This is a genomic window from Halomonas sp. HP20-15 (genome assembly GCF_033446685.1).
In the GTDB taxonomy this organism is placed as follows: domain Bacteria; phylum Pseudomonadota; class Gammaproteobacteria; order Pseudomonadales; family Halomonadaceae; genus Modicisalibacter.
In genome coordinates, this window is record NZ_JAWQLY010000007.1 from 128,246 (window position 1) to 149,228 (window position 20,983).

At 66.6% G+C, this 20,983-nt stretch carries 21 protein-coding genes and 1 riboswitch; of the genes, 4 read left to right on the forward strand and 17 right to left on the reverse strand.

The features are described from left to right. The first annotated feature begins 23 nt into the window (after positions 1 to 23). Together R6258_RS11070 and R6258_RS11075 are read left to right on the forward strand one after the other, a co-directional pair. Positions 24 to 878, forward strand: coding sequence for a universal stress protein (locus R6258_RS11070; protein WP_318450190.1), 855 nt, complete (start codon positions 24 to 26; stop codon positions 876 to 878). A 47-nt stretch (positions 879 to 925) separates the two neighbouring features. Further along, a complete protein-coding gene (locus tag R6258_RS11075; RefSeq protein ID WP_318450192.1) occupies positions 926 to 1,318 on the forward strand; it encodes a RidA family protein in 393 nt (130 codons plus the stop codon). A 19-nt stretch (positions 1,319 to 1,337) separates the two neighbouring features. Here R6258_RS11075 and R6258_RS11080 read toward each other — a convergent pair whose 3' ends face one another. The 17 genes from R6258_RS11080 to mntP all read right to left on the reverse strand — a co-directional run bounded on the left by R6258_RS11080 (position 1,338) and on the right by mntP (position 17,538). Then, a complete protein-coding gene (locus R6258_RS11080; protein WP_318450194.1) occupies positions 1,338 to 1,946 on the reverse strand; it encodes a hypothetical protein in 609 nt (202 codons plus the stop codon). Between the two features lie 103 nt (positions 1,947 to 2,049). Continuing rightward, positions 2,050 to 2,799 (reverse strand): 3-oxoacyl-ACP reductase FabG, encoded by a 750-nt coding sequence (gene fabG, locus R6258_RS11085; protein WP_318450196.1) that lies wholly within the window; start codon positions 2,797 to 2,799, stop codon positions 2,050 to 2,052. Continuing rightward, on the reverse strand, positions 2,789 to 3,292 hold the full coding sequence (locus R6258_RS11090) for a hypothetical protein (protein WP_318450197.1): 504 nt from the start codon (positions 3,290 to 3,292) through the stop codon (positions 2,789 to 2,791). Before R6258_RS11090 ends, fabG begins: the two co-directional genes overlap by 11 nt. A gap of 1 nt (position 3,293) precedes the next feature. Continuing rightward, positions 3,294 to 4,496, reverse strand: coding sequence for a beta-ketoacyl-ACP synthase (locus tag R6258_RS11095; protein ID WP_318450199.1), 1,203 nt, complete (start codon positions 4,494 to 4,496; stop codon positions 3,294 to 3,296). Further along, entirely contained in the window at positions 4,493 to 5,071 is a 579-nt protein-coding gene (locus R6258_RS11100) for a DUF3261 domain-containing protein (protein ID WP_318450201.1), read from the reverse strand. Before R6258_RS11100 ends, R6258_RS11095 begins: the two co-directional genes overlap by 4 nt. A 1-nt stretch (position 5,072) precedes the next feature. Next, complete coding sequence (locus tag R6258_RS11105; RefSeq protein ID WP_318450203.1) at positions 5,073 to 6,344, reverse strand: NAD(P)/FAD-dependent oxidoreductase; 1,272 nt, start codon at positions 6,342 to 6,344, stop codon at positions 5,073 to 5,075. Next, positions 6,337 to 8,685, reverse strand: a complete 2,349-nt coding sequence (locus R6258_RS11110) for a hypothetical protein (RefSeq protein WP_318450205.1) — start codon at positions 8,683 to 8,685, stop codon at positions 6,337 to 6,339. Before R6258_RS11110 ends, R6258_RS11105 begins: the two co-directional genes overlap by 8 nt. Continuing rightward, positions 8,675 to 9,274, reverse strand: coding sequence for an outer membrane lipoprotein carrier protein LolA (locus R6258_RS11115; protein WP_318450207.1), 600 nt, complete (start codon positions 9,272 to 9,274; stop codon positions 8,675 to 8,677). The genes R6258_RS11110 and R6258_RS11115 overlap by 11 nt, the downstream gene beginning before the upstream one ends. A gap of 161 nt (positions 9,275 to 9,435) precedes the next feature. Further along, positions 9,436 to 10,986: an aromatic amino acid ammonia-lyase gene (locus R6258_RS11120; protein WP_318450208.1), complete on the reverse strand. Its 1,551-nt coding sequence runs from the start codon at positions 10,984 to 10,986 to the stop codon at positions 9,436 to 9,438. Beyond that, positions 10,976 to 11,920: a glycosyl transferase gene (locus tag R6258_RS11125; RefSeq protein WP_318450210.1), complete on the reverse strand. Its 945-nt coding sequence runs from the start codon at positions 11,918 to 11,920 to the stop codon at positions 10,976 to 10,978. Before R6258_RS11125 ends, R6258_RS11120 begins: the two co-directional genes overlap by 11 nt. Next, positions 11,917 to 12,675, reverse strand: coding sequence for a glycosyltransferase family 2 protein (locus tag R6258_RS11130; RefSeq protein WP_318450212.1), 759 nt, complete (start codon positions 12,673 to 12,675; stop codon positions 11,917 to 11,919). Before R6258_RS11130 ends, R6258_RS11125 begins: the two co-directional genes overlap by 4 nt. Beyond that, complete coding sequence (locus R6258_RS11135) at positions 12,668 to 14,476, reverse strand: AMP-binding protein (RefSeq protein WP_318450214.1); 1,809 nt, start codon at positions 14,474 to 14,476, stop codon at positions 12,668 to 12,670. The genes R6258_RS11130 and R6258_RS11135 overlap by 8 nt, the downstream gene beginning before the upstream one ends. Then, positions 14,473 to 15,054, reverse strand: a complete 582-nt coding sequence (locus tag R6258_RS11140; RefSeq protein ID WP_318450216.1) for a hypothetical protein — start codon at positions 15,052 to 15,054, stop codon at positions 14,473 to 14,475. The genes R6258_RS11135 and R6258_RS11140 overlap by 4 nt, the downstream gene beginning before the upstream one ends. Positions 15,055 to 15,096: 42 nt before the next feature. Continuing rightward, the gene (locus R6258_RS11145) at positions 15,097 to 15,360 is read right to left on the reverse strand and encodes a phosphopantetheine-binding protein (RefSeq protein WP_318450218.1); all 264 of its coding nucleotides are present in this window, start codon (positions 15,358 to 15,360) and stop codon (positions 15,097 to 15,099) included. Beyond that, entirely contained in the window at positions 15,284 to 16,150 is an 867-nt protein-coding gene (locus R6258_RS11150; protein ID WP_318450220.1) for a lysophospholipid acyltransferase family protein, read from the reverse strand. Before R6258_RS11150 ends, R6258_RS11145 begins: the two co-directional genes overlap by 77 nt. Next, positions 16,150 to 16,854: a beta-ketoacyl synthase chain length factor gene (locus tag R6258_RS11155; RefSeq protein WP_318450221.1), complete on the reverse strand. Its 705-nt coding sequence runs from the start codon at positions 16,852 to 16,854 to the stop codon at positions 16,150 to 16,152. Before R6258_RS11155 ends, R6258_RS11150 begins: the two co-directional genes overlap by 1 nt. Before the next feature lie 105 nt (positions 16,855 to 16,959). Continuing rightward, positions 16,960 to 17,538: a manganese efflux pump MntP gene (mntP, locus tag R6258_RS11160; protein ID WP_318450223.1), complete on the reverse strand. Its 579-nt coding sequence runs from the start codon at positions 17,536 to 17,538 to the stop codon at positions 16,960 to 16,962. A 9-nt stretch (positions 17,539 to 17,547) separates the two neighbouring features. Then, a riboswitch (yybP-ykoY riboswitch) is annotated at positions 17,548 to 17,715 on the reverse strand. Between the two features lie 202 nt (positions 17,716 to 17,917). Here mntP and R6258_RS11165 point away from each other — a divergent pair. Continuing rightward, a complete protein-coding gene (locus tag R6258_RS11165; protein ID WP_318450225.1) occupies positions 17,918 to 18,166 on the forward strand; it encodes a hypothetical protein in 249 nt (82 codons plus the stop codon). Between the two features lie 1,014 nt (positions 18,167 to 19,180). After that, entirely contained in the window at positions 19,181 to 20,899 is a 1,719-nt protein-coding gene (locus R6258_RS11170) for an HD domain-containing phosphohydrolase (protein WP_318450227.1), read from the forward strand. Positions 20,900 to 20,983 lie beyond the last annotated feature (84 nt).

Below are 20,983 nucleotides of genomic sequence, written 5' to 3' on the forward strand. Positions count from 1 at the left end.
AAACGGACAGCAAGGAGAGCGCGATGAGCGAGCAAGTCATGGCCTGTATCGACGGCTCCGGCTATACGCCGGCAGTCTGCGACTACGCGGTGTGGGCCAGTCAGCGATTGGCCGCGCCACTGGTGTTCATCCACGTCTTGGACAACCACCCGCCGCCGCAGACCGGCAATCTATCCGGCAACATCGGTCTGGGCAGTCGCGAGCACCTGCTCGACGAACTCGCCGAGCTCGACGAGCGGCGCGCCAAGATCGCCCAGCAGCAGGGCCGCCTGATGCTCGACGAAGCCCGGCAGCGCGCCCAGGAGGAAGGCGTCGCCGAGCCCGGGGTTCGTCAGCGCAATGGTGAGTTGGTCGAGACGCTGAGCGAACTCAACGACGACATCCGGCTACTGGTGATGGGCAAGCGCGGCGAATCGGCGCATCGAGCCAGCGAGCACGTGGGCTCGAACCTCGAGCGGGTGGTGCGGGCGATGCACCGGCCGATCCTGATGGTGCCCGAGCGCTATCGCAAACCCGAGCGGGTGATGATCGCCTTCGATGGCAGCAAGACCACCCGCAAGGGCGTGCAGATGATCGCCGACAGCCCCTTGTTCAAGGGCTTGGCCTGCCATGTGGTCATGGTCGGTGCGGACATTTCCGATGTCCAGACTCAGCTCGACTGGGCGCTCGATACCCTCAACAACGCCGGGATCAAGGCTCATGGCGAGTGTCGCGCCGGCGAAGTGGAGGCGAGCCTGCACGAATACCAGCACGACAACGACATCGACCTGCTGGTGATGGGCGCCTACGGTCACTCGCGAATCCGCCAGTTGCTGGTCGGCAGTACCACCACGGCGATGCTGCGCAACGCCGACATCCCGCTGCTGCTGCTACGTTGAACACCCGGGGATGCGTACCGTCATAAACCCATTAAAGGAGTTAGCGCATGATCCAGCGTCACGATACCAAGACCCGCATGAGCCGGGCAGTCATTCACAATGGCGTCGCCTACCTGTGCGGTCAGGTGGCCGGTCCCGAGGCGCGCCACGGCGACATCACCGAGCAGACCGAGAGCATGCTGGCGCGTGTCGATGAATTGCTCGCCGAGGTCGGATCGGACCGCCGGCATCTATTGTCGGCGACGATCTACCTGAAGGACGGCGCCGACTTCGAAGCCATGAACGCGGTCTGGGATGGCTGGGTCGCCGAGGGTCACGCCCCGGCGCGCACCTGCGTGACCGCGGCGATGCCGGCCGACGAGTTGCGCGTGGAGATCACCGTGACCGCGGCGATCAAGGCCGAACGGACGGAGCCGACGCCGCAGACCCGGCTGTACTGAGCGGCCGGGCCACGCCTGGCTACAGCGCGCTGTAGTCGGCGACCGCCGGCGGCGACGGCTGGAACTGCAGCAGGGGCGCCAAGCGTTCCGCCTGTACCTCGCCGACCCGGCACAGCTGGTCGGCGATCTCGGCGTACTGGCGCAGGATCGGCTCGATCAGGCGATACTGGGCGGAGTCGTTGCGAGCCTCGTCGGCGGTGTCGGCGAGCCACTCGAAGAGCCGCGCCAGGCGGTGGTAGTTGGGGTCGCCGCGCCCGGTATTGCCGCGTAGCGCATCGAGCCCCAGGCAGCGCTGCACGCTGCGCTTGTTGGGATCGAGGCTGTCCTTGGCGAGCAGCATCTCGGCCTGATGGACGAAGCGCTCCATCAACTGGGCGGTCTCGAGGCTGCGCTGCTGGCGTTGCTGGCCGGCCAGGCTCTCGATCAGCGTCTGCTGCTGGTGACGCTGCTGGGCGATGATCACCACCAGCAGCACGACCAGGCCCATGGCGGCGATCAGCGCCAGGCCATAGACCCCGAATAGCGCCAGGGTGTCCGGCGCCAGCGGCCAGCCCGGTGCGCTGGCGACGATGCCCAGCCCGCCCAGCAATAACGTAGCGATTACCACGAAAACGATCAGCGTTGTCACACCCGGCTCCCGGCTCCGGCGAGGGGGAATTCACCTCATCCCTGGCAGTTATCGGCCGCGCGGGTGAAAACTTGACGACGTCGCTCGTCGCTGGACAGCCGCGTCAGCACAGCCCGCCGTTGACGGCCAGCGTCTGGCGGGTGATGTAACCGGCATCGGGGCCGCACAGGAAACTCACCGCGCCGGCCACCTCGTCGGCGTTGCCCAGGCGCTGCATGGGAATCGCCCGGCGCGCCTCGGCGAAATCGCCGTCGGCGGTCATGTCGCTGTCGATCAATCCCGGGGCCACGCAATTGACGGTGATGCGGCGCTTGGCGAGCTCCACGGCCAGCGCCTTGACCGCGCCGATCAGGCCGGCCTTGGCGGCGCTGTAGTTGACCTGGCCGCGGTTGCCGATCAGCCCCGAGACCGACGACATCACCACGATGCGCCCCGGCGCGCGGCGGCGAATCATCGGCATCACCAGCGGCTTCACCACGTTGTAGAAGCCGTCGAGACTGGTATCGAGCACGCTGTCCCAGGCCTCGTCGGTCAGCGCCGGAAAGGCGCCGTCGGCGGTGATGCCGGCGTTGCAGACCACGCCGTAGTAGGCGCCGTGCTCGGCGATGTCGGCCTCGAGATTGGCCCGCGCCTTGGCGCGCTCGGTGACGTCGAAGCACAGCACACGGGCCCGGCGGCCCAACTGGCGGATCTCCTCGGCTACCGCCGTGGCATCCTCGACCCGGCTGCGGCAGTGCAGCACCACATCGAAGCCATCCCGCGCCAGGCGCAGGGCGATCGCCCGGCCGATGCCGCGGCTCGAGCCGGTTACCAGGATTGTCTCGGCGGCGGATGCAGGGGGGTCATGGGGCATGGGCGGTGTCGTTGTGTGGCGGTTGATAGATGGTTAACCGGCCTTCGGCCAGCGCCGCGGCGCTCGCCTCGTCCGCCGCGGCGATCTCGCCGCTGAACTGGCCGAGGCCGTTGTCGGCGACGAAATCGCAGCGGATGCGCACCTCGAACGACTCGCCGATCGGGAAATGCGCCTGGTGGCTGACGAACTTGCGACAACCCACCAGAAAACCCACCGCCGGCGCCTGGCCGCGTTGCGCGGCATGCCAGCCGGCCCAGGCCGCGACCGCCTGGGCCAACCACTCGACGCCCACCCAGGCGGGGATGCCCTGGGCAGACGCCCCGGCGGCCTCGACGAACAGACCGTCGGCGCGGGGCGTGAGTCGTGCGGTGAGACCGTGCTCGTCGGCGGCGATCAGCGTGTCGAGCAGGCACATGCCCGAGCGGTGCGGCACGAACTCGGCGATGGGTCGGGGCAGGGCGCGGGCCTGGTCGGGGGGCGAGGCGTGCGACATCTCAGTCCTCCCGGCTCAGCAGCAAACTGGCGTTGTTGCCGCCGAAGGCGAAGGAGTTGCTCAGCGCATGGCGCGGCGCCCGGACGGGCATGTCGTCGTCAACCAGCGCCAGCGGCGCCAGCTCGGGATCGTAGACGCCGTCGTAGACATGGCGCGGCAGACGTCCGTACTCCAGGGCCAGCCAGCAGAATGCCGCTTCCAGTGTGCCGGCGGCGCCCAGGGTGTGGCCGGTCAGCGCCTTGGTCGAACTGCATGGTGGCGAATCGACGAACAGCGCGCTGACCGCCAGCGCCTCCATGCGATCGTTGTGCGGCGTGCCGGTGCCATGCAGGTTGAGATAATCGACCTGATGCGGGTCGAGACCGGCCTGGGCGAGCGCGCCGCGCATCGCCGCCAGCGCGCCGCTGCCGTCGGGACGCGGCGCCGAGATGTGGTAGGCGTCGGAGCTCTCGCCGACCCCGGCGAGCTGGATGCCGCCGGGCTCGGCGGTGACCAGGAACAGCGCCGCCGCCTCGCCGAGGTTGATGCCATCGCGATGGGCTGAAAACGGCAAGCAAGGGCGCTCGCTGACCGCCTCGAGGCTGGCGAAGCCATTGACGGTCAGCCGGCACAGGCTGTCGGCGCCGCCGGCGATCACCGCGTCGCACTCGCCGGAAAGCAGCAGCCGGCGGGCGCTGGCCAGCGACCGGGCGCTCGAACTGCAGGCAGTGGATAGCGCGTACACCGGGCCGGCGATGCCCAGCCGCTCGGCGACGAAACGCGCCGGCGCGCCGAGTTCCTGGCGGGCATAGCGGAAATCATCGGGCAGCGGTGCCTCGCGTCCGGCGGCCGCCAGCGCCGCCTCGGTCTCGCCGATCCCCGAGGTACTGGTACCGATCACCACGCCGATGCGCTCGCGGGGATAGCGCGCCAGCACCGCATCGAGACTCTCGTCGAGCCGTTCGCCAAGCCGCTCGAGAGCCCGCGCCAGCAGCCGGTTGTTGCGACTGACGTGGTCGGCAGGCCAGCCGCCGGTGTCGGCCAGCGGCGTCTCGACCCGGCCCAGCGGCAGCGCCCGCCCCGGAGTGAAGGCGTCGCTGATGCTGAGCCCGCGGCGGCCGGCGAACAGCGCCTCGGCGATGGTCCGGTTGTCGTCGCCGAGGCTGCACACCACGCCGGGTGGCGAGAGTCGGCAGGGCGTTCGGCGGGGCGCGGCGTCGCTCATGGGGAATCCTTCAGCGGGGTGATACGTAAACGGTACTGGCCCTGACGATCGTCGAGCAATACCGGCTCGCGCTTGCCGGCCTGGCTGTCGGCGGGGCTGATACGGGCGATCAACTGGCCGCGATGGCTGATCTCGCGGGCCCCTTCGCTCAGCGTCAGTCGCCACGAGGTACCGGCGAACGCTTCGCGCAGCGCCGCGGCGGGCCACAGACACCATTGCAGCCGCGCCGCCAGCCACTCGGCCGGGGGCAGGCGCTGCTCGATCTCGGCGAGCGGCACGTCGCCGGCGACGTAACGGCTGCCGTCGTCGTCATCGACCAGTGTCACCAGGCGCTGGCCGTAGGGGGTCAGCAGCGCCGCACGCAGCGCAGTGCCATCGAGGCGGATCAGCGCGATCAGCGTCTGGGCCTCGCGGCGGTCATCGCGCTCGAAGCTCAGTTGGCGCTTGAGCATCGTCGGTTCGGCGAGCGCCGGCTGGTTTGGTGCGGGCGGCAGCGGCGGGGTCAGCGAGCAGGCGGCGAGCAGCGCCAGCAGCAGGGCGGCGACGAACAGTCGGGGGCCGGCGGGGGAATGCATTTCAGCGTACCGCCGCGGATGAAGTGCCGCCCGGTGCAGCAACATGACCGCATAGCTCGGCGAGCACGTCGAGGCGGCGCCGTGCGCGGCTGACGAAGGGGTTGTCCCGGTCCCAGGCGTAGCCGGCGAGCACCGCGCTGATCATCCGCCGCAGGTCGGCGGGCGGGTCGCGGTGGAAGATGATCGACTGCAAGCGGCCGTCGTACCAGGCCTCGACGAAGGCGCGGAAGGTCGCCACCCCGTCGCGCAGGGGGCGTTCGAACTCGGCGTCCCAGTCGGGCGCCTCGCCGGCGAGCTGGCGGACGACCAGCGGCGCGGCCATGTCCGCCGAGCGCAGCGCGATGGTCACTCCCGAGGAGAATACCGGATCGAGAAACTCGCCGGCGTTGCCGAGTAGTGCGTAGCCCGGGCCGTGCAGGCGCTTTACGTCGGCCGAATAGCCCTTGAGCGCATTGACCGGGCGCAGCGGCTCGGCACCGGCGAGCAATTCGGCGAAGCGCGGCTCGGCGTCGACCAGCGCCCCCCAGCGGCCGGCCGGATCGGGCCCTGCGGCTTCCAGGGTGGCGATATCGCCGACCACGCCGACCGAGGCGCGGCCGCGTCGGAAGGGGATCAGCCAGTACCAGATCGCGGCATTTTCGGGATGCACGCCGATCAGGATCTTCTCGCGGTCCATCGCCGAGAAATCGCCGGCGACGTGGGTGAACAGCGCCATGCGCGATTCGAGCCGGGCGTCGCGTTCGAGCTCGAGCTGGCGGGCGAGCACCCGGCCATAACCGCTGGCATCGAGCACGAAGCGGGCCGTCAGCGTGCGGGTGGTTCCTGCCGCGTCGCACACTTCGAGTTGCGGGCGTTGCGCATCGGCGATGAAACGGGTCACCTGGGTGCCGAACTCGACCGTGGCGCCGTAACCCCGGGCGGCCTCGATCAGCCGCTGGTCGAAATCGGCGCGCTCGACCTGATAGGTCGTCGCCCAGCCGGGGCTGAACTTGTCGCGGAAGTCGATCGCCGTGTCGACGCCGCGGCGGGTGAAGGCGGCGCCGTTCTTGGGCTGATAGCCGCCGGCTTCGACGGCGGGCAACAGTCCGGCGCTGTCGAGGTGGGCCATGCACTGCGGCAGCAGGCTCTCGCCGATCGAGAAGCGCGGGAAATGCTCGCGCTCGATGACCCGCACGCTGAGTCCGTCGCGAACCAGGCGCGCCGCCGCGGCGGCACCGGCCGGCCCGGCGCCGATCACGATCACATCTGAGTCGAATGCGTGTTGACTAGTCATGCGCGCTCTCCTGTCGCGTCGTCGCGTCCGCCGGGCGGACCCAGGGCACCAGCAGCCAGACCAGCGTCAGGCCGATCAGGCAGGTCAGGCCCAGATGATGCAGCGCCGGGGTGGCGCTGAAGGCCAACAGGCCGAAGGCCAGCACGCTGGTCAGCGTCGACAGCGTGATCGCCAGCCAGGTGGCCGGACGGCGGGCGTGTTCGGCGCTGAAGATGCCGGCATCTAGGCCGATCCCCAGTACCAATAGCATACCCAGTTGGCTGAACACATTCAGCGCCGTGCCGGTGATCGCGAACAGCGTGAGCACACCGAGCAGCGCGCCCAGCGCCGGCGCCGCGACCCGCCAGGCGCGGGCGCGATAACGCCAGGCCAGTACCAGCATGAGCCCCGCCAGCGCGGCGGCCACCCAGCCGGCGATATGACGGCGCAGCTCGCCGAGCAGCGCCGACAAACGGGCGACGCGGTCGACGTACTCGACGTTGTCGTCGCCTGCGGCCAGCCGCTGCAGTGCGGCGATTTCGCCGGGGGCATCGACGCCGCTCAGTACCAGCGTCGCCGCCAGCGTGCCCGCCTGTTCGCCGTCCTCTGCGTCCGAGTGCCCCAGCCACAGGCGGCGGTCGCGCTCGCCGGCGGGCATCGCCAGCCAGTCGGCGACGCGCAGCAGCGGCACCTCATCGAGCGTGGCCCGGGCGCGGGTCAGCGTCTCCGGCGGCAGCCCGGCGCGCGTTACCAGCGTTTCCAGCGGTTCGTCGTAGAGCCGGCGCACCCGCTCGAGATTGGCCTGCTGCTCGGCCGGTGGGGGCACGCGTTCGGCGAGGTTGTCGTAGTCGATCGCCAGGCCGGCAGCGATCCGCGTATCCAGCGCGTCGCCCAGTGCGTCCAGGCGTTCGAGCAGCGCGGCCTCGTCGTCGGCGCGCACCAGCAGGTAGTGGCTGCCGGTATCGCTGCCCAGCAGCGACTGGACCTGGCGCTCCTCGGCGAGTCGCTGCGGCGACGACGGGTTGAGCAGGCGCAGGCTGTCGTCGACCTCGAAGCGTCCGGCGACGATCGCCAGCATCACCGCGACCCCGGCCAGCGCCACCCACGGCGACAGCCGCCGGCGCGGCGTGGTGACGCGCCACAAGAGTTCGGCCAACCGCGCGGTAGCGGGATGCGCCGGCAGGCGCAGGCGCGGCAGCCACAGCACCACGCATAGCCAGGCGCCGGTCAGCCCGAGTGCGGCGAAGATCGCCATCTGGCGCAGCCCGGGCAGCGGCGTCAGCGCCTGGGCGAGATAGGCCACCAGGCTCGAGGCGAGCCCCAGCGCGAGCCCAGGCAGCAGGGGGCGCAGCCGGAAGCGCGGGCCGCGAATCGCGCGGTCGCTCTGCAGATGCAGGGCGTAGTCGATGGCCACGCCGATCAGGCTGGCGCCGAACGCCAGTGTCAGCAGGTGCAGGCGGCCGAACAGTGCCAGGGTCAGCGGCAGGGCGAACAATAGCCCGCCGGCCAGCGGTAGCAGCAGCGCCGCCAATGTGCGCGGCGAACGGAACACCACCAGCAGGATCGCGATCAGCCCGGTGAAGGCGCCGAGGCCGATGGTGGTGATCTCGTGGCGCGCCTGGCGGGCGCCGGCGGCGGCGTGGAAGATCAGCCCCGAATGCAGGAGCTCGGCCTGCGGGTGGGCACGCTCGAACGCCGCCAGTTGCTCGCTGAGCGCCTGCTGGGTCGGCAGCGCGTAAGGACTGCCCGCCAGCTGACCGATCAACAGCGCCCGGCGCGTGCCGGTGTCGTCGCGCACCGTCAAAAGGCCCTGCCAGGCCTCGATGCGTCCGCCATCCTGGGCGTTCAGCCAGCGCTCGAGCAGGCCGAACGGGTCGCGCACCGGCTGCGGCGAGCCCAGCGGCGAGAACAGCCGCTCGAGGGCGGCCTCGACCAGCGTGGCGCCGCCGTCGGCATCGATCGAGGCCTTGAGATCTGGCGTCAGCAGCCGGTAGCGATAGGCGCCGAGCGTCTTGCTGGGGTCGGCGTCGGCGAGATCGACATCGCGCCAGTCGAGGCGGGCGAGATCGGGAAGTTCATTCAAGCGCTCGGCCAGCGCGGCGCTGGCCTCGGGCAGATCGTCGGCGGCGAGCAGCAGCACGAAACGATTCTCGAAGGTCTGGCCGAGCTGCGCGGAGGCCCGCTCGATCAGCGGTGCCTGGCGATCCTCGGGCAGCAGCGCGGTGAGCCGGGTGTCGCTGGGCAGCCCGTCGCGCAACTGCCAGGCCAGCAGCAGCGCGCAGCCAGCGAGGATTGCTGCCCATAGCCAGGCCAAGGGGCGCGAACAAAGCCATGCCAGGCGGCGATGCGGCTCACTCGCCATCCGCGCTCTCGGCGGACGTCGTTTCGCCCGCATCGAGCGGGCGCTGGTCGCTGAAGGCCACGTCGAGGGTGTCGTCGTTGGCGGCTTGCAGGCGAAGCGTTTCCAGGTAGCGGCCGCCGGCGAGGTGGATGCTTTTGAGGCGCTCGCGAATGGCCTGCTGGCGCGGTACCAGCTCGACGCGCCAGGCCTCGGCGTCGCCGGCGAGGGTGATCTTAAAGCGCTGCTCGAGCGCGCGCCAGTCGCCGTCGAGCAGGCTCAACAGCAGCTCGGCGGCCTGCTGGCGGCGACGATCGTCGTTGTCATTGGCCCCGCTGTCAGCCGTCCCATCGAGGCTTGCGGCATCCTGCGGCGTGAACACCAGGCGCTTGTCGACCGGCGTCTCCAGCGTCCACACCACCCGGGCGTCGCGTTCGTAGCGAAAGTGCCCGCGGCTGACCAGCTCGGTGTCGAGATCGGCCAGATAGCGCGTCTGCTCGAAACGCCCGGCGATATCCGGGGTCGCCGCGAGCCGTGCCTGCAGAGCCTCCAGGTCGAAGGCCAGCGCCGGGAGGCTCCACAGCAATAGTAGTAGTAGGCTCGAGATTCGCATCACAGGCTCCTTAGAGAGTGTTTACAAAAGGGCTGCGCTCGACAATACGGCGTTAAAATCATCCTCAATATGCTCACTTAACCCCATGTAAACTCCGCTATTTCGTCTGAGTTTGCCTTGTCTTGCCTTCGCTCGCCTGTTTTTGTAAAACACCCTCTTGCTTACTGGTACAGCGGCTCGGCGAGCGTTTCGAGTTCGGCGCACAGCCGGCGCAGGTCGCTGTCCAGCGCGCGATCCTCGCCGAGCGGGGCGATGCGCGTGCGGCATTCGGCGACGAAGCCGGCGAGCGCCGGCGGCGGGGACCCGGCGGTGGTCTGTCGCAGCTCGACGCCCTGGCAGGCGGCGTGCAGTACTCCGGCGGCGACCTGCTCGGCGAGGGTCAGCACGCGCAGCGCGTCGCGGGCGGCGATGGTACCCATGCTCACCTTGTCCTGGTTGTGACTTTCGGTGGAGCGCGAGAACACGCTGGCCGGCAGGGTGTGCTTGAGCGCCTCGGCGGTCCACGCCGAGACGCCGATCTGCAACGCCTTGTAGCCGTGGTTGAGCGGCGCGCGCTCGGCGCTGGCGCCGCTCAGGTTGGCTGGCAGGCCATGGTTGTAGCGTTCGTCGACCAATAGCGCGAGCTGGCGATCGAGCAGGTCGGCGATGTTGGCGATCAGGGTCTTCAGCGAATCCATGGCGAAGGCGATATGGCCGCCGTAGAAGTGCCCGCCGTGCATCACCGATTCGCCGAGCGGGTCGATCAGCGGATTGTCGTTGGCGCTGTTGAGTTCGCCCTCGATGAAGCCGCGCAGCCAGTCGAGGCTGTCCTCGAGCACGCCGATCACGTGCGGCGCGCAGCGCGTCGAATAGCGATCCTGCAGGCGCGAGGCGTTGCGTGGCGGCTGCGCGTCCTGGGTGGCCAGGTCGGCACGCAGCCGCGCGGCGCAGCGTTGCTGACCGGGATGTGGTTTGGCGGCGAACAGCGTGGCATCGAAGTGATAGGGGTTGCCGGCCAGCGCCCAGACATTGAGTGCCGTCAAGCGCGTGGCGAGCCTTGAGAGGCGCTCGCCGCGGGCATACGCCTGGCAGGCCAGCGCGGTCATCACCGCGGTGCCGTTCATCAGCGCCAGGCCCTCCTTGGGACGCAGCCGGTAGGGCGCGAGGCCGCGCTCGGCGAGTGCTTCAGCCGCCGCGCGCCGGCGGCCGTTGTCGTAGACTTCGCGCTCGCCGCAAAGCACCGCGGCGAGGTACGACAACGGCGTCAGGTCGCCGCTGGCGCCCACCGAGCCTTCGCTGGGAATCACCGGCATGACGTCGTGATCGAGCAGCCAGACCAGCCGTTCGAGCAGTTCCCAGCTGACCCCCGAGACGCCGCGACACAGCGACACCAGGCGCACCAGCACCACGGCGCGGGCGGCCTCGACGTCGAGCAGCTCGCCGAGACCGCAGCCATGGAAGGTGTAGAGCTGATGAGGCAGTGAGGCGAGTTGCTCGGCGGGCACCGCCCGGGTGCAGGCGTCGCCGTAGCCGGTAGTCACGCCGTAGACCACGCCGTCCTCGGCGAGCAGCCGCTCGAGAAAGGCCGGGCCGGCCTCGATGCGCGCTCGGAACTCGGTGTCGTCGGTCAGGCGCACGCGCCGCTCGCCACGGGCGACGCGGCAGACATCCTCGATGGCCAACGGCGTGCCGTCGAGCATCAGGGTCGGGTTGTCGGAGTTCTCAGCGGTCATCGGCATGCCAGTAGGGGAAGAAGTTGAACCATTGCAGCGGATAGTCGCGGCACTGCTCGCCGAGCCAGCCGACATAGCGCCGCATGGCGGCGTCGCGCCATGCCTCGCGCTCGGCGCGCTTCAGATGAGTGGTGTCGTCGAACGGCTGGAAGCGCACCCGGTGATGGTCGCCCTCGCGCACGCAGCCCAGGGTATAGATCGGACAGCGCAACAGCGTCGCCAGCCAGAACGGGCCCTCGGGAAACGGCGCCGGGGCGCCGAGGAACTCCAGATCGCGGGTCCGGCCGTCATCGGCGAGCGGCACCCGGTCGGCGGCGATCACCACGAAGCCGCCGTCGTTGATGCGTTGCGCCAGGCGCATGGCGGTGGCCGGGGTGATCTCGCTGACCTCGACGATCTCGGGGCCGCGACGCAGCGTGGCGCGCTCCAGCAGGGTGTTGAATTTCTGGGCGTTGCGGGTGTGCATCAGCTGCGAGACGTGGAAATCGTCGCGGGTGTCGCTCATCGCGCTGCAGATTTCCAGATTGCCGTGATGCGAGACCAGCATCAGCCCGCCGCGCCCGCCGGTGATGGCGGCGTCGAGGCAGGCGCGGTCGGCGGCGTCGAGGCGCACGTCGAGCGCCACGCCGCTCCAGGCGTCGACCTTGTCCATCAACGACTGACCGAAGGCCTGGAAATGGCGCAGCACCAGCCGCTGTGGCCAGCGCGGCGGATGCCCGGCGTGCTGCGGCCAGATGCGCATCAGATAGTCGCGCGAGGCGCGCCGCGCCAGCGGGCGGCGGATGAAATAGTAGAGAATCACCCACTGCAGCATGAAGGTGAACGGCAGCCGGCCCAGGCGACGACGGATCCAGACCATGATCCGCATGCCGGCGACGCTGCCCGATTCCTGGATGCGCGCCCAATGGCGGGGCGCGTCTTGCGTAGCACTCACGTGGTCTTCCTCCGGCGTCTCAGGCGGCGTTCGAGCAGTCGCGGCAGGCGGATCAGCATGCCGGCGAACAGCCTGATATGCATCAGCGCCAGCAGGGCGTTGTCGCGGGCCATGGCGAAGTGCGACACGCCATCCAGCGGGTAGTGTACGCGAACCGGCAGATTGATGACCTCGCCGCCGGCCCACAGCCAGCGCACCGGCAGTTCGGTGTCGAACTGCATGCGTTCGCCGCAGCCGTGGGCCGCGACCAGCCGCAGGGTGGCGGCGACGGGAAACAGCTTGGCGCCGCACATGGTATCGCGCAGCGCGAACGACAGGGTGTTCAGCCATACCAGAGCGTGGGTCAGGTAGCGTGCATAGTAACGATGGCGGGGCACGCTGGCGTCGAAGCGCGGGTAGCCGATGCGCAGGCGTTGATCGTCGGCGTCCAGGCCGTGAATGAACGCCGGCAGGTCGGCCGCCTCGTGCTGGCCGTCGGCGTCGACCTGCAGGGCGTGGCTGAAGCCCAGCCGGGCGGCTTCGCGCAGGCCGGCCTTGACCGCCGCGCCCTTGCCGCGATTGACCGGCAGGCGCACCAGGCTGACATCGTCGGCCTCGGCCAGGCACTCGAGCAGCGCCGCGCACTCCACGTCGCTGCCATCGTCGACCAGCAGCAGCGGGACGCCCAGGCAGCGCACGCCCTCGCAGGTCGCGGCGATCGCCCCGGCATGGTTGTAGACGGGGATCAATACGCAGGGACGGGCCGCTTCAGCCATTGCTCGTCTCCTTGTTCGTCGGTGTCGCTGGCGTTGGGGCAAACAGGATTCTGCCGCTGGCGTGACGCCCGCGCGCGCCGTCGACGTTGAAGTTCAGCCATTGCCGGTCATCGCTGGCATCGCCCCGGGCGGTGCGTGGGGCGGCAAGCTCGAGTGTCAGCCGCGCGCGTTCGCCGGGCAGCAGCAGCAGCGGGAACTTGACCCGCTCGAGACCCTGAAAGGGCGCGCCGAGCGCGAACTGCTCGCGGGCCAGCTGGCAGGCCCACTGCACCAGTACCACCCCCGGCACCACCGGCTGGCCGGGAAAGTGGCCGTCGAGGAAGGCCAGCCGTTCGGGAACTTCGAGATCGATGGTGCAGCGTCCCTCGCCATCCTCGACGACGCCCAGCCAGCGCGGCCGACGGCGGTCGTCCATGTCGCCGAACAGGCGCGCGACCAGCGCCGTGGTGAGCTTGCCCTGGGCGTTGCTCGGCCAATGGCCGACGAAGCGCCAGTAACGCGGGATCACCGTGGGCTCGTAGCCGGCCAGCAGCCGCTCGCGCAGGCTGGCGATCAGCGCATGCCGCGTGGTGTGATCGTGGGGCAGCTCGGCCTCGTCGAGGCGCACGATCGCCCCGAGCCGGGTGGCATGCTGGGCCAAGGCCACGGTACGTGCCTCGCGTACTCGCGGGTCGGCGCTGAGCGCGCGATCCATGGCGGTCAGCGAGACCCGCTTGCCACCGACCTTGGCGATGCGGTCGCTACGTCCCAGCAGGCGAAAGCCGTCGCCGCTCGGCTCGATGCGATCGGCCTGACGCTGCCAGTCGCTGGCGTCGACGAACGGTGAGCGTAGCCACAGCTGGCTGGCTGCGTCGGCGCGCACCTCGATCGCCGGCAGGGGCGTCCAGGTCTCGCCGTGATGCTGGTCGCGCCAGGCGATGCCGCCGGTCTCCGAGCTGCCGTAGATTTCCAGCACCGGCGCGTCGAGCAGCGCGCGGGCCCTGGCGCTGGCCTCGGCGGGGAGCGGCGCGCCCGACGAATGAATGTAGGCCAGGCGTGCGCGCACCGCCGACCAGTCGATGCTTTCGGGCAGGCGCTCAAGCGGCGGCGGGGCGCTGATCAGTACCGCCTCGTCGGGGCCTGCGGCGGACTTCTCCGCGGCTTCGAGTGCCGCCAGCCAGGCGTGCAGCGTCTCCGGGTAGCGGCAGGTGGCGTCGGCCAGCGGTGCGCCTTCGCACAGCGGCCGCAGCACGGCGAACAACAGCCCGTAGATGTGCTGATGGCTGACCTGGCTGATTACCAGCCGCCCGCCGAGTGGCCATAACGCCTGATGCGTGGCCAGTTCGGCGTCGAGCTGGGCGAAGCGTTTGTCCAGCCGCTGGGGCTCGCCGCTCGAACCCGAGGTGTACAGCGTCAGCGCGAGCCGCCCGGCGTCGAGCCGGCCCCAGCGCGGCTCACGGCCGGGCGAGTCGGGCGCATGGCCATCGACGACGTCGCCGAGCCGGGCACGGGTCAGGCGATCGGTCGCGGCGAGCGTCTCGGGGCGGTCGTCGGCGGGCAGCAGGGCGCTGTCGCCGCGCTCCCACAGGGCGATCAGCGCGGCGGCGAACTCCAGCGGCGCGCGCGCGTACAGCGACCAGTGCTGGCCGGGCTCGGCGATGGCATCGAGGCAGGCTTGCCAGGCGCCGATGCGCTGCTGAAATTCGCCGAGGGTCACGTCGGGCGTCGCTACGTCGGGCGTCGCTACGCCGGCGCGCCAGCCGATACAGCGTGAAGGGTCATCGGCGCGCCAGGGCGCCGAGAGTAGCGGGGAAGCGGTCATGAGGCGCTCTTCTTCTTGATGCGTTGACGCAGGCACCATTCGCCGGTGAACAGCAGCGCCATCGCGCAATAAGCGATGCCGCCGTTGTAGAGCGTCCACAGGGCGCGGTCGCCATGGATCACCGTGGCCAGGGCGAGGCCGGCGTTGATGGCGAAGAAGCCGCACCAGACCTGGGTCACGCGGCGCGTATAGCGCACCCCGCTCGCGGGAAGATCGGGCTGTTCGCGTCTCGCCAGCCGCTCGATGACGCTGGGTGGGTGTGCCAGCGACCAGCCGAACACGCCGAGCAATGCGAGGTTGACCACCACCGGCCAGAGCAGCACGGTCAGCCTGGCGTGACCGGCCAGCGCCAGTAACAGGGCGGGAATCACTACCACGACGGCCCAGCGCCGATAGCCCGTCGGCAACCGCCAGCAGGCCAACCCGGCCACCAGCGTCAGCAGAACCCAGCCGCCACTGCGCTCGGCGAGCAGCCCCGACAACCAGGGCCAGCCCAGCGCCAGGACGCCGAGCAGCAGGTTGAGCAGGACGGTCGGCCCGGCGGCAGATTTGGTGAGAGGCGTGTTCGTCGCGGCCATCTGTGCGTGCTTCGATGCGAGCTTATCGGCTTGCCTGGTTGGTTACTTGACGCGGCGTTCCTCGACCAGCGCGGCCAGGCTGCGAAGATTGGCGAAATGCCGGCGGGTGTCTTCGCTATCGGCCTCGAGCTGGATGCCGTAGCGCTTCTGCAGGGCCAGACCGAGCTCGAGGGCGTCGATGGAATCCAGCCCCAGCCCCTCGACGAACAGCGGCTCGTCGGGGTCGATGTCATCCGGCGTGACGTCTTCCAGTTCCAGGGTGTCGATGATCAATTGCTTGAGTTCGCGTTCCAGCTCGGTGGTCATCGGTGGGTCCCTCTTCCCATGTGGGGCTGTTGAAATAGTCTTCCAGGTGCCGCGTCAGGTCGCGAGCGGCCTGTTGTGAGGCGTCACCGCCGGCGAGCGGCGCCAAAGGGGCGCCGACCTCGATATGAAAGCATGGGCGGCTCGGCGGCACACGATACCACGCTTCGCCCTTGGTCAGGGTGGCCGGGGCGCAGCGAATGCGTACCGGGGTTATCCAGGCGCCGCTGGCCAGGGCGATCGCCGCCGCGCCGCGCTGTAGTCGCACGGGCTGGCCGGGCAGCGAGCGAGTGCCTTCGGGAAACACCAGCAGCGGACGGCCAGCGGCGAGTGCGCGGCGGGCCGCACCGACCACCGTGCGCGGTTCGCAGGTGGTGATGTAGCCGGCCGCGAGAATCACCCGGCGCAGGATAGGACTATCGGCCAGTTGACCCTTGACGATGCAGCAGGCGTCGGGGGTCGACGCCAGCAGAAACAGCGCGTCGATCAACGAGGGGTGATTGGCCAGCAGCAACCGGCCGGGCATGTCCAGGCGCTCGGTATGATCGATACGTACGTCGATCACGCCGAGCCGGCGCAGCGCGTCGATGAAACCGCGACAAGCCAGGCGCACGAGGCGACGCACGCGGCGCTGGGCGGCATGGGAATCGCGCGAGACAAGCCGAATCGGCGGCGCCAGCAGCCAGCCGATGGTCAGTGCGCAGAGGCCGAACGCGATGAACCCCAGCGCGGTGCCGACACCGCGCCATAGCCGAGACGATCGACAGCGGCCGAGCTTTGCCTGGACGGACATCAGTCGTCGAGCTGCCATGCGAGGCCGCGCCGGAGGCTACGCAGCGGCGCGCCATCGACCAGCCAGTCGATGACGTCGGCCGGTTGCGCAGCGCCGTGCGAGCGTGGATCGGCCGCGGGCGCTGCCGGTACGCTGCGAACACGCCGGCCCCGCTCGGAGGTGAAGGCCAGCGCCACGGCGGCAGTGCCACGGCTGGGCGGAGCGAATTCGGCAAAGCGCGCCGGTACCGGGTCATCGCTGAATACCGCGATGACCTGCGGCGCACCCTCGGCCAGATAACCGCGCACTTCGCTGAACAGTGCGGCGAGTTCGTCGCCGCTGGCGGCCAGCGCCTGTAGCGAGCGGCGATTGCCGCTGGCGATCGAATGCACGCCGAGGATGGCGTTATGCACCGACATGCCAAAGCGCGCCGGCGACAAGGCGTCGCCCTCGGCCAGGGCATAAAGCAGTTCCAGGGTGCGTTCGCCGTCGCCATGGCGGGAGGCGTGGATCAACAGCGCCGTGCCCGCGGGGTCGAGTTCGGCGAGCATGTCGCAGACCGCGCGGCCCAGGGCGTTGAGTCGTCGCCGCAGCATGGCCGGCAGCGACTGCCCGCTGGGCCGTTCGACCGTCGAAAGGCGCGGGTCGCCGGCAGTGGCTCTACTTTGCTGTCCGGGCGGCTGCCAGGCACGCCAGTCGTGAAGAAGAAGCGGGACTGTGGTCATGATGGGATCCTGGTTGCCGGGAGCGTCCGCGTGGCCTATAGGCGCCGACACCCGGATCATACCCTACGCGAGTCGCCGTCGGCAGGCCAACGGGCGTGACGTCGCTCAGGCGAGCACCCCCAGATGCTCGCACAGCAAGACCGTGCCGATGCCGATCAGCGCCATGCCGCCGACGATCTCGGCACGCTGGCCGATCATGCGGCCGAGTACCCGGCCTAGCATGACTCCGCAGGTGACCATGACCAGCGTCGCCAGGCCGATCATCAGCGCGGTGGGGACGATGTTGACGTCGACGAAGGCCAGGCTGATGCCGACCACCAGCGCATCGATGCTGGTCGCCAGGGCGGTAACGGCAAGGCGCAGGAAGGAGTGGCGCGTGGGCTTGCTGGGCTTCTCGACATGCTCTGCAGAAGGGGATAGTCCCTCCTTGATCATGTGCCCGCCGAGCACCAGCAGCAGAGCGAAGGCGATCCAATGGTCCCAGTCTGCAACGTAGCGCGAGGCGGCCAGGCCCATCGACCAGCCGATCAGCGGGGTGCCCCCCTCGATGAGGCCGAAGATCAGCCCGGTGCGCAGGGCTTCGCGAAAGTGCGGACGTTCGAGCGCGGCGCCCTTGCCGATGGCCGCCGCAAAGGCGTCGGTGGACATCGCGAAGGCGAGAAAAACGGTGGAGGCCAAGGTCATTATCATGCGATCCAGGTCGGGCAGGCGTACCAAGGCATGCCGCGCGCGCCCGACCTGATGCGCGTGGCATGCCCTTGGTCTTGCCAACCTGGCGGTTGCCTGCACCACGACATGGCGTCGAGTATGTTGATGCAGGCGCTTCCAGCGCGACGGCGGAAGCCGGCTACTCCCCAAAGGAGACGAGAGCCTAAAGCATTATGCCTTTGGATGGTAGGTAACCCGCCGTAACCGCTCGCGAATGCCGGACGCATGAACCGTCTGGGAGCCTCGCAGGGCGGTAATCGCGCTGCCATTTTGATCTTTCGGGCTCATCGATCGCCGTCTATAGTGATAAGGGTGCTAAACGGATTTAGCGGCCACGGATGGGAGGAGGATTGCCATGACAGCGATCAGGAAGTGGGTCCACAAACACCAGAGTCAGCCTTATATCTTGGAGATTCATCAAGACCGGGCCCGGGACGGGGACTACAGCTTTCGGGTCTCGATGCCCATCGAAGTGAAGCACGACTATTCCTCCTGGCATGTGCCGGGAAGGGAATACCCTAGTGAAGATCAGGCTCACAAGGCCGGTGAACAGTATGCGATGCGCATGATCGAGAGATTGAGAGCGGCATCGCGGGAGTCCTGACCGGTAGCGCCCAGCGCCGGGCAAGCCCTTCTGGCGATCGTGGGTGGCTATCTCAAGCTTCGTGGGGTTCGGACGGCGACATCGCTGCACAGCGATGTCGCCGTTTTCACTTGGCCCGGTGCAGACCCCCTTTTGTGTCAGTTGCGTGCGGCTACTAAAAAGCGTTTCGCCAAGTCATCCTGAGCAAGCGTCCCGTATCTAATGGCTCTTTTCGTACAGGCCGTGTCGGCAATCTCTTACAAGGAAGTACAACATAGATTAAGGGCGACGGACTCGATGGCTGCCACACTGAGTTCAGTGAGCAAGGAAACGCTCATAGCATGGAAGACGAGCACAGGGATGGCTCAGGCCAAGGATGCACGGGCAGGATGCCTGTGGAGGTAGCAAGGAATGCAGCGCTAATAAGCCCGGCCCACGTGGTCGGGCTTTTTTTATAAGCAGATCCAACCGGGGTCGCCTCCCGAGCGCCGCTCCTCCTCTTCCTGCTTACCTAGTGATCGGCCGGTTTGCCCGATACTTTAATTGCTTTCCGGCGAGATACCGCCCAGTCCATCTAACGGCTGCACGGGGCGTCCATCACCACGTCGAAGGAGAGCATTATCCGCCGCCAAGGCCCTGTATGCGTTCGCCTGCACGATAGCTGGCAGTCATACTTTGCTATCTGGCGTTAATCACTTTAATAAGGTGAAGACATTTGCTTGTTTACCATAACTTCTTCCGGTTTTATTTGCTAAACTTTTGTCACAACGTCATTTCCCATGTTCCGAATGTTCGTCCGCTGTTTACGCCACAAGCCTCTGTCGGCCTGACAGGGCGTTTTAATTTGCATTAATCAACGCGTCCTGGCGATCGACACTAGTCATCCTGTAAGTTCTATAATGGGGTGCGGTGCCAAAAGCATAATTCTATAAATATTTATTATGTTGCAATTTTTGACACTTCCATGCATTGACTTTGCCTGAGTAAAAAATATATTAATTAGAAAATTTAAATATTTTTAAAGTGAGTAATTACATGTCCTCATCATTATCGGAACATAACAACCTTGCCTATGCTGTAGAGTCTCTGCTTGTCAAGGAACACTCCGCCTACATCGTGTCAAAATATGAGCCTCAGGCTGTCCCTGCCATCATTAAAGAAGTCGAGATTACCACCGGGAAACTACTTATTGAAACTCAGTTCGATGAGGATAAGCTGGATCGCTTCATTTGGAACGACAAAGTCAATATCGATATAGAAATTCACAAAGAGGAAGAAGAGCCTGAAATTTTAAGCTTAGAACGAATTCAGGCATCGGCAACCAAGAAAGCGGGGAACTTGTATTTATTGCATTGTCAGCTTCCCGACTCCGTATTCATCAAGGAAAGTCGCGGTACTATTCGCATACCGTTCGTACTTGGCATGAAAGCTCGAGCTAACCTAGTGGTCTATGAAGATGAATGGGATCTCGCGGCTAATGTAAAAAATTTGTCTTTGGGCGGCTGCCTAGTAGAGACTGCCATTGAAGACAGTACCACGCTTGCCCTTGAACAAGTGCTACCCGAAATCTATGTCGAATTCCCTAATGGACAATCCTTTTCCAGTAGAGTAAAGATTAGCCATATTCGCCCCCTTGGCGGATCTTCACTGGCGGCAATCGGCATCGAGTTCCTCGATATTTCCTCGGAATTACAAAGAGACCTTAGCCAATTCATCAATGATTGTGAACGCGAAGCCGCCCGGCGAACTGGCCTGAAACCGTTAGAGACGGCGACATCAGCACTATTCATTAATAACGAGAAGACGCGCAAAATTCTCCAGAAAGAGCGCCGGGAGCGTCTCAAGGAGGACAAGCTGCCTCCTATGGTGCATGGTGTACTCGAGGTCGCAAAACGAGTACAGTTATCGCTGATGTTCTTGAAAAATCGCAGTGCTTTTCCACAAGAAATAATTTATGACTGCGCGGATACACTTCTCTTTCTGCTATCCAAGAATCGCAAGCAACTCTTGTACGCGCTTTCCTATTTGCATAAAGTTCCTGACTGGGTCAGACACTCCATCACGACTGCTGTTCACCTGGCAGATTACACATTTGCCACTCCGGCACTCGCCCACGAGACACGCGAGGTCTTGGTCGGTGCCTTGCTGCACGTCATGGGTAAGTCGCTATTACTCAATCGTGAGCTGCCCTCGCTGAAGATTTATATGACGCCGGTACAAAAAAAGCTTCTTCAAGGCCATGTCGCAGCGTTGCTCGATAAGTTTGATGAGGTCGGCTGGGAGCCTAGTAGAACCTGTCGCGATGTCATCGTAAACGCCAACGAGCGACTGGACGGTAGCGGCTATCCTGCTGGCAAGCATGGCGAAGAACTATCTGAAGTGGCCCGCTACCTAGCTGTCATTAAGATCGTCGATAAGTTGACACATCATCGCAATGAAACGGCACCCAAGTCGCCACTTGATGCGTACCGCTGGGCCCACGAACATTCCCAATGTTTCGAGCGCACGATGCTTGTCGAGTACATTCAGACATATGGGCTTTACCCAATCGGTACGCTCGCAAAGTATTCCCAAGGTTTTTTAGCTTGGATTGTTGACGTCGATCTCAAGGGGCTACCCAATAAGGTGCATGTCGTCAAAAATCTGCATTTCCCTGATACATCGTTGGACATTGTCTTGGATAGTAAAGATTTCGACCAAATTGGAAAGTTAGAAGGTATCGTCGCTCCTGCGGATTCCGGGCTTATCCGCTAGCTTGCGTTAGATATTCTTGTAAGCTGCAAGAGCACAACTGGGCTTTGCCTGATTTGCGCGGGATTGCGAGGGCTGCGATGAGGG